At 53.5% G+C, this 15,090-nt stretch carries 14 protein-coding genes; 10 read left to right on the forward strand and 4 right to left on the reverse strand.

Going from position 1 to position 15,090, the window contains the following annotated elements:
* Window positions 1–447 carry a hypothetical protein gene (locus tag IE065_RS11560; RefSeq protein WP_189515187.1) on the reverse strand — a complete coding sequence of 149 codons (447 nt, stop codon included), beginning with the start codon at window positions 445–447 and terminating at the stop codon, window positions 1–3.
* Window positions 444–2,426, reverse strand: coding sequence for an O-antigen ligase family protein (locus tag IE065_RS11565; protein ID WP_189515189.1), 1,983 nt, complete (start codon window positions 2,424–2,426; stop codon window positions 444–446). The genes IE065_RS11560 and IE065_RS11565 overlap by 4 nt, the downstream gene beginning before the upstream one ends.
* Window positions 2,427–2,505: 79 nt before the next feature.
* On the opposite strand from IE065_RS11565, the gene glnA reads away from it, so the two are divergent.
* From glnA to IE065_RS11610, 9 genes are all read left to right on the forward strand, one after another.
* Window positions 2,506–3,936 (forward strand): type I glutamate--ammonia ligase, encoded by a 1,431-nt coding sequence (gene glnA / locus IE065_RS11570; RefSeq protein WP_276529937.1) that lies wholly within the window; start codon window positions 2,506–2,508, stop codon window positions 3,934–3,936.
* A 61-nt stretch (window positions 3,937–3,997) separates the two neighbouring features.
* Window positions 3,998–4,495, forward strand: a complete 498-nt coding sequence (locus tag IE065_RS11575) for a cyclic nucleotide-binding domain-containing protein (protein WP_189515191.1) — start codon at window positions 3,998–4,000, stop codon at window positions 4,493–4,495.
* A 183-nt stretch (window positions 4,496–4,678) separates the two neighbouring features.
* Complete coding sequence (locus IE065_RS11580) at window positions 4,679–5,671, forward strand: AAA family ATPase (protein ID WP_189515193.1); 993 nt, start codon at window positions 4,679–4,681, stop codon at window positions 5,669–5,671.
* Between the two features lie 107 nt (window positions 5,672–5,778).
* Window positions 5,779–6,702, forward strand: a complete 924-nt coding sequence (locus IE065_RS11585; RefSeq protein ID WP_189515195.1) for a DUF58 domain-containing protein — start codon at window positions 5,779–5,781, stop codon at window positions 6,700–6,702.
* Window positions 6,703–6,742: 40 nt separating this feature from the next.
* Window positions 6,743–7,327, forward strand: coding sequence for a hypothetical protein (locus IE065_RS11590; protein ID WP_189515197.1), 585 nt, complete (start codon window positions 6,743–6,745; stop codon window positions 7,325–7,327).
* Entirely contained in the window at window positions 7,324–8,361 is a 1,038-nt protein-coding gene (locus tag IE065_RS11595; protein ID WP_189515199.1) for a VWA domain-containing protein, read from the forward strand. The genes IE065_RS11590 and IE065_RS11595 overlap by 4 nt, the downstream gene beginning before the upstream one ends.
* Window positions 8,358–10,985, forward strand: a complete 2,628-nt coding sequence (locus IE065_RS11600) for a VWA domain-containing protein (RefSeq protein ID WP_189515200.1) — start codon at window positions 8,358–8,360, stop codon at window positions 10,983–10,985. Before IE065_RS11595 ends, IE065_RS11600 begins: the two co-directional genes overlap by 4 nt.
* Before the next feature lie 2 nt (window positions 10,986–10,987).
* On the forward strand, window positions 10,988–12,787 hold the full coding sequence (locus IE065_RS11605) for a BatD family protein (RefSeq protein WP_189515202.1): 1,800 nt from the start codon (window positions 10,988–10,990) through the stop codon (window positions 12,785–12,787).
* Between the two features lie 32 nt (window positions 12,788–12,819).
* A complete protein-coding gene (locus IE065_RS11610; RefSeq protein ID WP_189515205.1) occupies window positions 12,820–13,524 on the forward strand; it encodes a tetratricopeptide repeat protein in 705 nt (234 codons plus the stop codon).
* Here IE065_RS11610 and IE065_RS11615 read toward each other — a convergent pair.
* Together IE065_RS11615 and IE065_RS11620 are read right to left on the reverse strand one after the other, a co-directional pair.
* The gene (locus tag IE065_RS11615; protein WP_189515207.1) at window positions 13,521–14,102 is read right to left on the reverse strand and encodes a hypothetical protein; all 582 of its coding nucleotides are present in this window, start codon (window positions 14,100–14,102) and stop codon (window positions 13,521–13,523) included. The genes IE065_RS11610 and IE065_RS11615 overlap by 4 nt on opposite strands.
* Window positions 14,099–14,386: a hypothetical protein gene (locus tag IE065_RS11620; protein ID WP_189515209.1), complete on the reverse strand. Its 288-nt coding sequence runs from the start codon at window positions 14,384–14,386 to the stop codon at window positions 14,099–14,101. The genes IE065_RS11615 and IE065_RS11620 overlap by 4 nt, the downstream gene beginning before the upstream one ends.
* A gap of 89 nt (window positions 14,387–14,475) precedes the next feature.
* Here IE065_RS11620 and IE065_RS11625 point away from each other — a divergent pair, with 89 nt between their 5' ends.
* Complete coding sequence (locus tag IE065_RS11625; RefSeq protein ID WP_189515210.1) at window positions 14,476–14,874, forward strand: acyl-CoA thioesterase; 399 nt, start codon at window positions 14,476–14,478, stop codon at window positions 14,872–14,874.
* Window positions 14,875–15,090: the final 216 nt, after the last annotated feature.

The following is a 15,090-nucleotide window of genomic DNA, read 5'->3' on the forward strand; positions in this document are numbered from 1 at the left end:
TTACTCGCCGAACTGACGCAAAAAATCCTGCCGCCAATAGTAATGCTCCAGTAGCGAGGGATCATCTTCTCCGAGCAGCCGCTTCGCCAAGTAAAGCGCCTCCACCGAAGCAAGGCCACGAGATGGGTCCTCAGCAATCTTGCTGACGCGCGGATAAGCAGTTCGCACATGCATTGGCAGCGTGCGCAGGATCGGCTCGCCATCGATTTTTTCCATCAATTGAGGGAGCAGACGCCAAGTGGAATCCAAAAGCAACAGCGGGTAGCCTGCATCAGCCGGAGAGAGCTCAGGCGCATCAAGGGCCAGCAATAAATAGCCTGTCGCATCGAAGCGAAAATCCGGCCTGGCTCTGAGAAAAACCAAATCAGGTCGCCCACGTAGTGGCTCTAGCGAGCACTTACTCAAGCGTTCTTTGTAGTGACGGATAATAGTGACTGTCGCGCTCACGGCACTAAAATTTTTCGGCGCAGATTAATGGAATCCTCTCGTCCCGGCTGAAGACGCAATGAATGCTCCACAGCTTCCAGCGCCTGAGGTCTGGTGGAAATCAATAGATTCAGGTGGGCGGCGTAGAAATACCAAACATCGGACCGGTTCGGCGCGATTTCTGTGGCTTTTCTGTAAGCCTCGCCCGCCTCGATCATCCGCCCTTGCAGCGACAAAGCATTACCTAGATTAATCCAAGCCTGTGGTTGATTCGCGTTTAGCTGCAAAGATTTGCGCGCAAATCCCTCCGCCTCCCGGCCAAACTCCCCCCCCCGTCCTGGCCGGAGGTAATCTTGGGCGGCAATCGCATTACTGAGATCTGACCAAGCCTCGGCATTCTTCGGGGCGCGTTGAACACCTTCCCGCAGTGTTCCGATCATGATATCAAAGTAAGCCTCATCACGCTTGAGCTCCTCAAGATTCTGGGTGAAATCCGTCATCATTCGCCGACCATTCTGCACATAGATGAGCGCCGCATATTGGGGAATCGCCCACAGCGGGATCAACATTGCTAGAGAAAATCCGCATACCAGTATGCCCATTCGCAAGGGAACCGTACGCTTAATTTGCACACGCTTAATCGGAACGCACTTGGCGAGCAGCCCCAGAAAGAGAAAAAACAACAGCAACAAGGCAGGCGTCCGCAAATGGAATTCCAGGAACAAATGACCGCAAAACATTATCAACCCCAACCCAACCGCACTGATAAGAAACTTAGGCGTGGGCATCCGTAGATTACCTCCATTATCCCGCATACTGCTAATTCTTACAGTGTCTGGCTGCCGAAGCCATTCACGAAAAGCCAGATATAGAATCAGCGCCACTGGAGCCCAAAATAACACTAATCCAATCAAACCTTGGTCGGCCAATGTCTCTAGATAGTCGTTGTGAACATGGCCTGGCGAAAGATTGAAGCCCTCGGGTCGCTGTCCCTCGAACAGGAAATCATATGCCCCGACACCATTACCCAAGACTGGCTCATCTAAAAACTGCTTCCACGCCGCATGCCACATCACTGGACGGCTCGATTCACCCCCGATTTCAATGGCAGTGTTGATGCGTTCACGAAAAGACTCGTTGACGTTCAAGAAGAGGAAAAAAGCAGCCCCAAGCAACAATGCGCTCAGGAGCCATCCAATCACAATGGTCTTGAACTTCGCCCTCACGACGAAGGGTAAAAGGAACAACCCAATCGCCAAAAGAATCAGCGCACCACGCGTCATCGAAAGGAAAATCGCCCCGACAAGCATCAAACCTGCATACACGAAGAAGGCGCGCGCCATCGGGCTAAAACGGCGGCTGAAGCCTGCCACCAAAAACGGAAACACCATCAATAGCAAAAAACCGGCATAAGAAGTCGGAGCGCCAAAAGAACCTGTCGCACGGCCCAGATATTGAGTAGGCAGCCAAACGTGATACATCTGGCTCTCAAGCGGATCAAATATCTGCGGAAGCCACTCTGGACGGTGAAAAAACTGCATGATTCCGAGCAGGACAGCAACGCAGGCGACGCCAGCCAAGACCAGCATCATGAACCAGATGTGATTTCGAGTGCGGAAATTCTGAACCGTCAGCCAGAATAAACCAATCCCCTGAAGCAGTCCCAATAATTCTTCCTGACCACGCCACCCGTATGAACTGACCAGATACAAATTCAGTGCGACGTAGAGCAACACTGGAAAAAAAGCCAAGCCTAACGGATTAAGTGTAAATGGGTCCCGAGAATTATCCGCGAGCAGACAAAGCGTGTGGAACATCAACGCAACCCCCAGAAGCGCAACAGAGATCACCATCGTGTCTGGTCGCGCACCGCCCAACTGGAAAATAAGCAGCGATAACCAGCCGCTGACACACAGTACAACACACCAGTCAAGGCAGTTGGCTAGAGTTAGGTCGCCAAAAAAGGCGACCTTATGATGTTTTGAATATCTATCCGCCATGAACGCAGGGGGGGATGTTGGGGGCAATTAGACCGCTGTGCATACGGGAGAGCGCTAAATGCTCGCAAACATAAAAAACATGTCTTTTGCTTTGGAGGCAATGACACCAAAAGAAGTAATCGCTCTGGCTCAGGCCAAAGACGTGAAAATGGTCGACTTGAAATTCTGTGACCTGCACGGCGCCTGGCAGCATTTCACCGTCCCAGTGAACCAGCTTTCGGAAGAGCTTTTCAGTGATGGTCTTGGCTTTGACGGCTCATCCATCCGCGGCTGGAAAGGCATTGAAGCCTCCGACATGCTTGTCATCCCTGATCCCACCACAGCATGGATGGACCCATTTACAGAGCTGGCGACACTGAGCTTGCTTTGCGATATTGAGGACCCCATTACCCGTGAGCCCTACGAACGCTCACCGCGCGGTGTTGCGAGAAAGGCTGAACAATATCTTTTGGGCAGTGGCATCGCCGACACTGCTTTTTTCGGACCGGAAGCCGAATTTTTCATTTTTGACGACGTTCGCTACGGCTCATCCGTCAACGAATCCTTTTATCACGTTGATTCCGCTGAAGGCGCTTGGAACACTGGACGGGAGGAATATCCCAATCTGGCCTACAAAATCCGTGCCAAAGAAGGCTATCTGCCAACACCACCGGCGGATAAGGGCATGGATATTCGTAATGAGATGGTTGCTGTCATGCAAGAGCTCGGCTTGGAAGTCGAAGCCCAGCACCACGAGGTCTCCACTGGTGGCCAAGCAGAAATCGATCTGAAATACGACAAGCTACTGCGCATGGCCGACATGATGTGCGTCTACAAGTATGTAGTGCGCAATGTCGCGCATCGACGCGGCAAAACGGCGACTTTCATGCCCAAACCCCTTTTTGGGGACAATGGATCGGGCATGCACACCCACCAGTCTCTTTGGAAATCCGGTAAGCCACTCATGGCTGGCGAAGGCTACGCTAATCTGTCTCAGAATGGGCTCTATTACATCGGCGGCCTGCTCAAGCACGCCCCGGCCCTTTGTGCCCTGACGAATCCCACGAGTAATTCCTACAAACGCCTGGCCCCTGGTTTCGAGGCCCCAGTCATGCTTGCTTATTCCGCACGCAACCGCTCTGCAATCTGCCGCATTCCCACCTACTCAAGCAGTCCCAAGGCGATCCGCGTTGAATATCGATGCCCTGATCCCTCCGCCAATCCGTATCTCGCCTTTTCTGCTCTGCTAATGGCTGGGCTAGACGGCATTGAGAACAAAATCGATCCCGGCGAGGCCATGGACAAGAATCTCTATGACCTGCCGCCCGAAATCGCCTCCAATGTCGCTCGCGTCCCCAGCAGCCTAAGTGGTGCCCTGCAAGCCCTGAGGGCAGACCACGAATTCTTGCTCAAGGGCGACGTGTTCAGCGCTGATTTCATTAAAAATTACATCGAGATAAAGCAGGCGGAGCACGATGCGATTCGCTTGCGTCCACATCCATATGAGTTCAACATGTATTTCGACGTCTAGACCGCACTTATTGCACAAACGATAAAGCAGGCGCTTACCAACTAGAAATAACCACAAAACTATGTCTAACGCCAAAGTCACCGAAGTCGGCGCTGAGCTGCTACGCCGCCACGCATTGTTCCATAAAATCAACGACGCAGCGCTTGAACGTTTCTTACTGGTCCTTCGCAGTGATCACTTTGAAGCTGGCGATGCAATTATTCGTGAAGGTGAAACCGGCGACAGGCTATATATGATTTCTTCCGGGCGCGTGGTCATCGAAAAGAAAGTCTTTAACAAGGAAGCAATTACATCGGAGCGGATAGCCGTCCTCCAAAAGGGCGAGACATTCGGCGAGATGGAACTGGTGGACAGCCAACCGCGCTCAGCAACGGTTCGTGCGCTAGACGAAACTACTTGCTTGTCTCTTTCCCGAGAAGACCTTCACGATGCCACCGAAGACGATATCCTGACTTTCTCTCAGGTCGTCATGAATCTGGCCCGCGAGATCAGCATTCGCCTCCGCAATACCGATGTCTGGTTGGCTGGTTCGCTTTTTTCGATCCGCCAACGTGATTAATTTCCAGGCCAAGCAAGACTTGACCAACCCCTACAGTCCGATTTTTCTGAATAAATCGGAATAAATGAGGCGTTTTCCGTCTCATTTTTTTGAAACCTATATCCTGAACCTTTGTCTCGGAAATAAGCGGCCTTGCTTTTTCTCGAAGCAAGGTGCTTCAGCTCTAACCGAAACCTCATAGCTATGTCCGCTTCCACTCTTTCTGAAGTCAACGAACGCGTGAAAGAAGCGTCCTCTTGGGTGCCCCTTCTGCGCGCAGAAATTGCCAAGGTCATCGTTGGCCAGCAATATTTGGTCGACCGACTGATCGTCGGCATCCTCGCCAATGGCCACGTCCTGCTCGAAGGCGTTCCTGGCCTAGCAAAAACGCTCTCCGTACGCACACTGGCTAGCGCGGTGCAGGCGCAGTTTTCGCGCATCCAGTTCACGCCTGATCTCTTGCCAGCCGACATCGTGGGCACATTGATCTACAATCCGCAGAAGGCCGAGTTTTTCACCAAGAAAGGCCCAATCTTTGCTAACATCGTTTTGGCCGACGAAATCAACCGCGCCCCCGCCAAAGTGCAAAGTGCGTTGCTCGAGGCCATGCAAGAGCGACAGGTGACCCTCGGTGACGAAACTCATCTCCTACCTGCCCCCTTCCTTGTGCTAGCCACCGAAAATCCGATTGATCAAGAAGGCACCTATCCATTGCCAGAGGCCCAAGTTGACCGCTTTATGCTCAAGCTCAAGATCGGCTATCCGACTCGCGAGGAAGAGCGTCGAATACTCGACAACATGGCCTCCACCGCACCTAAATTCAGTGTAGAGCCCGTCATCAACCCGACAGATATCCTCGCTGCACGCGCCGTTGTGGACCAGATTTACATCGACGATAAGGTCAAGGACTACGTAGTCGACCTTGTGTTCGCCACTCGCCGCCCAAGTGACTTTGGCCTGAATATTGATAACTTCGTTCAATTCGGTGCCAGCCCGCGCGCCACGATCGCTCTCACCCTGGCCGCGAAAGCCTGGGCATTTCTCCAAGGCCGTGGTTACGTGACTCCACAAGACATCAAGACGATCGGCGTCGATGTCCTCCGCCACCGTGTCATCCCTTCCTATGAAGCCGAAGCCGAAGACTTCACGAGCGAACAGCTTGTCGCCAAGATATTCGATACAGTGCCCGTTCCTTGATCGGAACGGAGATTAAAGTAATAAGATTAAAGGTTAAAGTGCGACAAGGCCAACCCGCCTCCTTTGACTTTTATCTGAAACTTTAACCTTTCCATTTTCATCTTCCGATGCCTACTCCCCGCGAAATATTACGCAAAGTGCGCCAAATCGAAATCCGGACCAATCGCTTGGTCACGGACGCACTCACTGGTGCCTACCACAGCGTATTTAAGGGCCAAGGGATGGATTTTGAGGAGGTTCGTGAATATGCTCCGGGTGACGACGTGCGTGCGATTGACTGGAATGTCACCGCCAAGATGGATCGCCCATTCATCAAAAAATTCCGCGAAGAACGTGAGCTGACCATTGTGCTCCTCGTTGACCTCTCGGCTTCGGGTGCTTTTGGCTCTGAAGATGAATCCAAGCGTGAGCTCGCTGCGGAGATCGCGAGCGTTCTGGCCTTCTCCGCCACCAAAAACAACGACAAGGTCGGCCTAATGCTCTTCACCGATGAGGTCGAGCAATACATCCCCCCCCGAAAAGGCAGGCAGCATGTCTTGCGCGTAATCCGCGAAATCCTCTTCCACGAACCGCAACACACGGGAACAAACGTGGTCATGGCGCTAGACACCGTGAATCGCATGATCAAGCGCAAGGCCATCGTCTTCTTGCTCACCGATTTCCTGCAAGGCCCCGATGGACGCCTCCCCGCTCCTAATGAGCACAATGGCGACGCCCTTTTCCGCGCGCTGGCTCTGACCAACCGACGCCATGACCTGACCACCATCCTGTTGTCTGATCCACGCGAAGTTCAACTCCCCAACGTTGGCCTGATCGCACTGGAAGACGCAGAAACCGGACAACTCGTTGAAATCGATACGGGCAGCTCCAAGGTCCGCTCACTTTACGCCAAGCAAAACCGTGAACGGCTTGATGGGCTGCACAAGGGACTGCGGCAAGCCGGAGTGGGTGCCCTGCCCGTCTGCACGGGCGAACCCTACATCAATAACCTGCGCCGTTACTTTGAGGCGCGCAGCCAGCGGAGGCATTAATATGAACTTTGCTACGCTAATAAACGTTACATCACAGAGCTTGTCCCGAATCACTGTTCGTGCATTTCTGATGCTGGCCATCCTACCCGCGACAATTTTTGCCCAAACCGAAGGGCTGCGGCCGATGCGCGGCTTGCGGCAAACATCTTATTGGGAGCAAAATTGGCCTTGGCTAACTGCCGTCATCGCTGTTGGTACCATCGCACTGATCGCGCTAGTAGTCTGGCTCGCACGACGCAAACCTGCCACGAAACAATTGACGCCCGCTGAGGAAGCCCGCCTCCGCCTCGGCGAAGCAGCCGACCTCGCAGACGGTCAGGACGACAAGGCTTTCTCCACCACCGTTTCTGATGCCCTACGTGTCTTCATGGAGCGGGCTTTCTCGTTGCGCGCTCCCGAACAAACCACGGAAGAATTTTTGCAATCGGCCCAATCAAGCGGTCGTCTGCCAGAGGCCTCATTACAAACTTTGGCACGTTTTTTGGAACTGTGTGACTTGGCGAAATTCGCCCAACAGTCCTTTGGTGATGAGGAACGTCTTCAACTCCTGAATACCGCTCGCAATTTTGTCGACGAAGCTGGCCGACCAGCCACTGCTGAACCAAAGGAGACTGCTGCGACATGACCGAGTCCTTTGAATTCCGTGACCAGTGGGTGCTGTGGTTCCTGTTGGCCCTGCCCCTGTTGTTATTCATCAAGGGACGCACTGGCCGTTCCGCCTCGCTCTTGTTTTCCTCGACCGCAATCGCGCGCGATGTGGCCAAACAGGCCAAGAGTCGGGCTGGCGGGTTCTTATTCTTCCTCCGTCTTCTTGCGCTGGCTGCGTTAATTGTCGCCTTGGCTCGGCCGCAAATTGGCAAAGGCCATTCCGAAGTCGAAGCCAGTGGCATTGATATTGTGCTCGCCGTCGACGTTTCCGGCTCAATGGCGGCACTCGACTTTGCCACGCAGCGCGACGTCGCAACGCGGCTGGACATCGTGAAACGCGTCATCACCGACTTCGTGGAAAAACGACCCAATGACCGCATCGGCCTCGTTGCCTTCGCCAAAGAGCCCTTCCTCGTCAGTCCGCTCACGCTAAACCATGATTGGTTACGCAAGAATCTTGATCGTCTGGAGCTGGGCATCATCGATGGTGGAGGCACCGCAATTGGCCCAGCAATCGGAATGAGCGCTAATCGACTGCGCGACTTGCCAGCCAAAAGCCGTGTCGTGGTGCTCCTCACTGATGGCGAAGACACCGTCGGCCAGCTTCCCCCTATTGCTGCCGCCGAAGCTGCGGAAACCTTTGACGTAAAAATCTATACCATTGCCGCCGGAAAAACCGGCCGCGTGCCAATGCCTGCTACCGACCGCAATGGCCAATTGCTCCGAGACCGTGACGGTAACCTAGTCCTCTCGGGGTATCAAAATAGTTACGTTGACGAAGAAACGTTGACCAAGATTGCCGACATCACCGGGGGTAAATTCTACCGAGCAACCAACCAAGAGCAGTTGGCCGCAATCTATGACGACATTGATGAGCTTGAAAAAACCGAGGTAAAACTCCGCCATTTCGCGGAATACGAGGAGCTATTCTTCTGGCCCGCCCTAATTGGCTTGGGCCTCATCTCGCTGGAACAACTTTTAGGCAACACCCGATTCAAACGCCTGCCATGAACTTTGAATACTACAGTTGGCTCATCGCCATCCCCGTCGTTCTCTTACTGGCGGGCGGGTTGTTCTTATTGAACTCCCGTGCGCGAAAACGGCTCGTGCGTGAATTCGCCTCGGATCGGCTGGTGAAGCAACTTCTGGCCAGCTACAGCCCTGCTCGCCGCAAATTCAAGAATGGCCTGCTGTTGCTGGCGCTGACACTGATCGTCTTTGCTTTAGCCCGTCCACAATGGGGCTTCACTTGGCGCGAAACGAAGAGCAAGGGTATCGACATCATGTTCGTGGTTGATGTTTCGCGCAGTATGTTGGCGCAGGATATCAAACCGAACCGCTTGGCCCGCTCAAAGTTAGCTATCCTCGACTTCATTGATAAACTTGAAGGCGACCGCATTGGCCTCGTGGCGTTCGCTGGCAACGCGTTCCTCCAGTGCCCGCTCACGTTGGACTATGATGCCTTCCGCCAATCCCTGGAAGCCGTGGACACCAATGTCATTTCCTTAGGCGGCACCGATATCGCGCGTGCCGTTGAGGAATCCGAAGCCGCCTTCTCCGATGAAAACAACTATAAAATCATGGTGCTAATTACCGACGGTGAAGATTTGGAAGAGGACGGCATCGCACGCGCACGCAAAGCCGCAGAGAACGGAGTCACCATATATACAGTTGGCGTCGGAACCGCGGAGGGTGAGTTAATCCCCATGAGAAACCGTTTTGGGCAACTGGAATACATGCGCGACGACAACGGCGAAATGGTGCGCACCAAACTAGACGCCGATACATTGGATGAAATCGCCCAGGCAACCAACGGATTTTACACTCCCCTCGGGCCAACCGGTTACGGGCTAGAGCAAGTCTACGAAGCTGGCTTAGAGGCTGTGCCTGAACATGAATTAGCCTCCCGCATGCAAAAAATGTGGCTTGAGCGTTTCCAATGGCCACTGGGAATTGCCATTGTTCTGCTCGCTTGGGAGCCACTGATCGGCACTCGGCGAATTACTTTGCGTCGCAAAGCCAAAGGCAAGGCCGTCTCCACGGTCGGTCGCATCGCCTCGAAAACGGCACTGTTTGCTTTGCTCGCTGGGCTATGCTTCGCCGCTTCAGACCTCTCCGCCTCCGTTCGCGAGGGAGAGAGCCACTTCCGCAATGGCGACTATGCGCAAGCGGCGGCGGCATTCCAAGCTGCCGCTGAGGCTGATCCGCTCAACGCCCAAGCAAGCTTCAATCTTGGCAACGCATTGCAAGCACTTGGCCAAACAGAAGAGGCTCAGGCCGCCTATATGCGGTCACTGGCCACAACGGACTTCGAGCTGCAAGCAGACGCATTTTATAACTTGGGCTCCATGCGTTACACCGAGGCTCAGGCAAAGCTGGCGGAAACCGATCTATCCGCCATCGCCAAGCAAAGTGACGAGGCGAGCCGCCAAAGCGCCTTATCCATTCAACAAGGACGCATGGTGCTCAATGAGGCCAAAAGTTTACAGAATAATCCACCAAAACAGCAGGAAGGCCAACCCTCCCCCGAGCAGATGCTGATGCAGCGCGCCCAACAAGTGCTACAAACTGCCGAACAAGCAAAAGCCGCCGGCGAGGAATCCATTAAAGCAGGAACCGCAGCGCAGGCTGTGGGCAAGCCCGTTAGAAATGCTTGGGAACAGGCAGCCAAAGACTTTCAAAGCTCTCTGGAACTCAATCCTGCGGGCGAAGATGCCGCCTTTAACTACAATTATGTCTCCGAACAGATCGAGAGTCTAAAGCGTAACCTCCACGATCTGCAGCGGTCGCAAACGCAAATCCAGGATAACACGTCACCACTCGAAAAAGTCATTGAAGAGTTGAAAGAGCTGCTCAAACAAGAGCAACAGGATCAGGAGAATCAAGATCAGCAAAACCAAGACCAACAGCAGCAAGAACAACAACAGCAGCAGGACCAACAGCAGCAGGACCAACAGCAGCAGGACCAACAGCAGCAGCAGCAAGACCAGCAACAGCAGTCGCAGAACCAACAGAATTCTCAACAGCAGCAATCTGGCGAGCAAGGCCAGCAACAAGAGCAAAAAGACGAACAGCAGTCAGCCGAGCAACAAGAACAACAGGGTGAAGAAAAGGACCAACAGTCTGGCGATCAGGAAAAATCTGCGGAAGAACAAGAGGCAGAAAAGCAAGCACAGGCTGACAAAGAGCAATCTGGTGAGAAGGATGAAGCATCGGCATCCGAGAATGACGAGAAGACTGAAAAAGACAAAGAAACGGAGAACCAGTCCGAAGAGGCAAATCAACAGAAGTCCGAAGAGGTTGATAAAATGATCGATGCGATGGATCAAGGCCAACAGTCCGAAGAAGACGCCACAGCACCCGAATCAGCTGAAGGAGAAGAAGAAGAAAAGCAGGGTATGACTCTTTCTGAAGAGGACGCACAAAAAGCCGCAGAAGAGGCGGCAAAAGCAGGCCCCATACAGGCCACCGAAGGCAAACCTCAAGGCGAAGACGTACAGATCGGTGTGATGTCACGGGATGACGCCCGCCGCCTGCTGGAATCTTTAAAAAGAGCAGAAAAGAAACTACCGGTTTCCGGCTATGGTCGACGTGAATCCAACCGGGACGAAGACGGAAAGCGAAAGGATTGGTAATTATGAATAATCGTTTTTTTAATCCAATATTCATATTCATCGTTTTCAGCTTGTGCCACTTGGCGCACGCTCAGGATTATAGCGCAACGAGCGATTTCCAACCGAACATTATTCGCGAAGGCGAACGCTCTCGCTACCAATTTACGATCAGCAGCTCATCGGGTAATTTCCAACTCGATTCGGTTGAGATGCCGCAAATCGACGGGCTCGACTTTCAATACGCTGGCAACAGCAGCAGCCAGGAAATGTCGGTGACGAATCAGGGATTTTCTCGAACCCTCCGCCAAATTTACGGATTTCAAGTGACCGGCCAAAAAGAAGGCGAATACACAATGCCGCTGTTTCATGTCATCATCGATGGCAAAAAAATTGAGGTTCCTTCAGCCACATTAAAAGTCATCAAGCCAACAGACAATCCAACCACTGGAAATGAAAAATCGATGTGGACAGAGTTAGAGCTACCGCGCGAATCGCTCTACGTCGGCGAGGCTGTCTTGGCCAAGCTGAAGCTCATTTATGACCCCAACCAGATAATAGATGTCGGACAGGCCCGCAACCCGCCATTTTCAGTCAAGGAGGGCGACGCATTTGCCATTGGCCAATTCGGTAATCAGCAATCTCAAGACATCGAGCACGAAGGCCGCATCCTGCGCGAAGTTAGTTGGCAAGTCATGCTGACGCCTCTCAAAACCGGCCCTCAGCCAATGGTTATCCAGATGGATTTAGTCGTGGCCATGAAGGGCAACCAGCAACAGCGACGGTCGCGTCACAGCTTGATGGACCAGCTAATGGGAAACCGCTATGAGCGCCAGCAAGTGACGCTCTATACCGAAGATCGCAATATCGAAGTTCAGCCATTGCCGGAAGAAAACCGGCCTACTTATTTTACAGGTGGAATTGGCCTCTTCACCGTCGATAAACCGAAGCTTTCGCAACGTAGTGCCAAGGCTGGCGAACCGCTAACCATGACGCTCGTCGTGCGCGGGCAAGGCAATTTCGACCGTCTGCAGGCACCATCGCTGGAACAGTCCGACAACTGGCGTGATTATCCGCCGGAAGAGCAATACTTCCCCGCCGATGCATTGGGCTACGTAGGTTATAAAACGTTCGAATACACGCTGATCCCTCGGGAAGCCGGGGAATTAAAAACACCTGAAATCAACTTCAACTTCTTCGATCCCGAAACCGCAAAATACGTGGAGCTGCCCATCCCCGGCCAATTAATTCCAGTGGCGGAAAATCCCAATGCCCAAAGCCCAAAGCGGAATCCCGTCACCGCGCGACGTGGCCCAGAACTTTTGTCGATCGCCAGTACACCGGGTCAGTGGGTCAGCGCCATACGGCCAGTCATCACCGACCCCATTTTCCTCGGCGGACAGGCCATTCCTGCAATACTACTCGGCCTCATGATCTTTCACCGGCGGCGTGAATTACGTCTGCAAAATGACGCCGCCTATGCCCGTAACATCCGGGCAGACAAACATACTCGGATAGAGCTCGCCGCCGCACGCCAAGCAGCCTCAGCAGCAGACGCACAGGCATTCTTCGCCGCAGCACAGCGCACAGTGCAAGCAGCAGCCGGGCGAACCGTTGAGCAAGCGCCTGAGTCGTTGACCGTGATCGACATCGAAGCCATTGCCCGGCGACAAGGACTGAGCGATGAAGATGTCCAGAATGCACGCGAGTTTATCGAGTCGGGCGACGCGATTCGCTTCGGTGGCCTCAGTCAGTCAAAAATCGACTTCTCCAGCGAGTTATCACGTCTGGAAAAAACCGTTAACGCATTGGGAGGTAGCAAATGAGCACTTATATTCGATTTGCAATATTATCACTGTTGTTAATAGCAATTCCTTCGGCGGCAAACGCCCAGAAGTCACCGATTATTGACTTTGATCAAGCCAACGCGCTCTATGCTGAAGGTAAGTTTGAAGAGGCCGCCACGGCCTATCAGAAGCTGCTGCCCGAACATCAGTCCGCAAGCGTCCATTACAACTTGGGCAACGCCTACTACCACCTTGGTGAATACGGCCCTGCGATCCTGCACTTTGAAAAGGCGCTCGCACTCGACCCACGCAATCCAGACATTCGCGCCAATTTGGAACTCACTCAGGAAGCCGCTCAACTCACTCCCCCTCCTCCCCTTTGGGCGGAAATCGTCGCCGATTTTGCCCCGGTGAATACTTGGACATGGCTAGCCGTGGTGAGTTTTTGGGTAGCCGCTGCGTTGCTTTTGCTCGCTCCGCTTTACCGGTGGAAGGGGCCGCTACGTGGGGGGCTGACCGCATTATCCATCCTCATTTTGATTGCCAGCGGCATCGGACTCTACGGCTGGCACGTGCGCGGGAGCTATGGAGTCGTGCTAACCGACGAGGCCACCCTCAGCGTCGCCCCGACGGCAAGCAGCCCAGGGGCAGGCTCCGTCAAGGCAGGAGAGCTAGCCCGCATCCGTAAGCAACACGGTGATTATTACCTCGTCACTGTGGGCGATAATAAATTCGGCTGGCTGCCCAATACTGTGTTTTCGCCGGTCTGGGATTAACGGTCGTAATACAGTGGTTGCACGTTTACGACCCGCTCAATCCCAGCAATTCGATCCACGGCGTCCGCCACAGTTGCGGGTTCTTTCGCTCCAAGTAATAATAAATACTGATCCGGCATTTGGCCGCGCTCGGTTATACGGTAGCCCCAAGACTTCACCGCAGTGGCGAGTTCAGAGCTCGGTGCGCCCGGTGCCAATTCCACCACCACGCGATCAGCGGACATTACCCGCACGCTTTCCACAAGCTCACCGTCGTTGACCTTTTGGACGGTTTCTTCGATGCGCAAAGTCTGCTCCGGCTCTTGGCCCTGCAAGATAAGCACGCGACGGTAGGTGTGCTCATCGGGATGAGGATACAATTTGCTGGCGACAATAAAGTCTGACTGCATCGGCTGTCCTCGCTCGCGGTAAGCCTGCAAAATCCCCGGCGTCGCAGCGCGTTGGATATCTACCGCCGTCTGAACCTCGGGCGGTGCTTCCGGCCTATCCTTAGCCCGCTGGCTTTTTATGATAGTCACCAAGATCATCCCGAGGATGGCCCCAAAGAAGAAAATGATCAGTCGGTCTTTAAATTTCATTTTCGGGGATCCAATAGCGCCTTGCGCTGATTCCGGCGATGCGCCTGCATCACGCAGAGAACAAGGCTAATGGCCGGTGCCCAGACTTTGCCCGCCAACTCCCCACCATTGCCCACTCCCAGCATCGCCCGATGCGCCATCGTGAGGTCCGGGTTCGTCAACGCGCCGATCAGGGAAAAACCCAATGCGCCGATTATTGCACCCACCAGCACCACTGCGGCGTAATAGCCCAGGAAGCAAAACGGCCAATAAACGAAGCCGGGAATCTGTCGCGAGTTACTCATGTTTCAATTCGCTATGCTCGCGATCAAAGATCGTCCAGCCAAGACAAAAGGTTCTTGGCGCAATGCGGCCGCTCCATATTGTTTGCACCGTGATCTCAACCACCAGCAAATTACGCGTGCGCTATGCCGAAACCGACAAGATGGGCATCGTCTATCACACCAATTATTTTGTCTGGTTCGAACTATGCCGGGTCGAAATGCTCGACCATATTGGCCTCTCTTATCGCGACCTCGAAGCTCGCGGATTCCTCCTGCCAGTGCTTGAGATCGCTGCCAATTATCGCAAACCAGCATATTTTGACGACCGTATCGAGGTAACCTGCTTCATCGACGAAGCACCCAGCCTACGAATTAACATCAGCTACGAAGTGCGCCGAGGCGAAGAATTACTTGTCACTGGATCATCGCGTCATGCCTTTATGAGTCCGAGCGGACGACCCGTAAAACCGCCTAAGGATGTCCTAGACCACTTCATGTCGCATTTCTAGCACCAGACCGCTCTTTTACGCAACGCCAACGACGGCACGTTTCAATGAGTACCCAACGTAGAGATGTATCGATGCAGTGGAGGCGCAGCTGTAACGTAATTGATACGATCGACTTCCATGAGAAGGCATTTCAAGTTTAAGTTTCAAAATTTCAATTTTGGGTGTTCATCCCTTGGTGTGTTGGGGCTTTGTGCTGAGGTTGGTCTTCCGGTTTGT

Origin of the sequence: Cerasicoccus arenae, assembly GCF_014651635.1 — a bacterium.
In the GTDB taxonomy this organism is placed as follows: Bacteria; Verrucomicrobiota; Verrucomicrobiia; order Opitutales; family Cerasicoccaceae; genus Cerasicoccus; species Cerasicoccus arenae.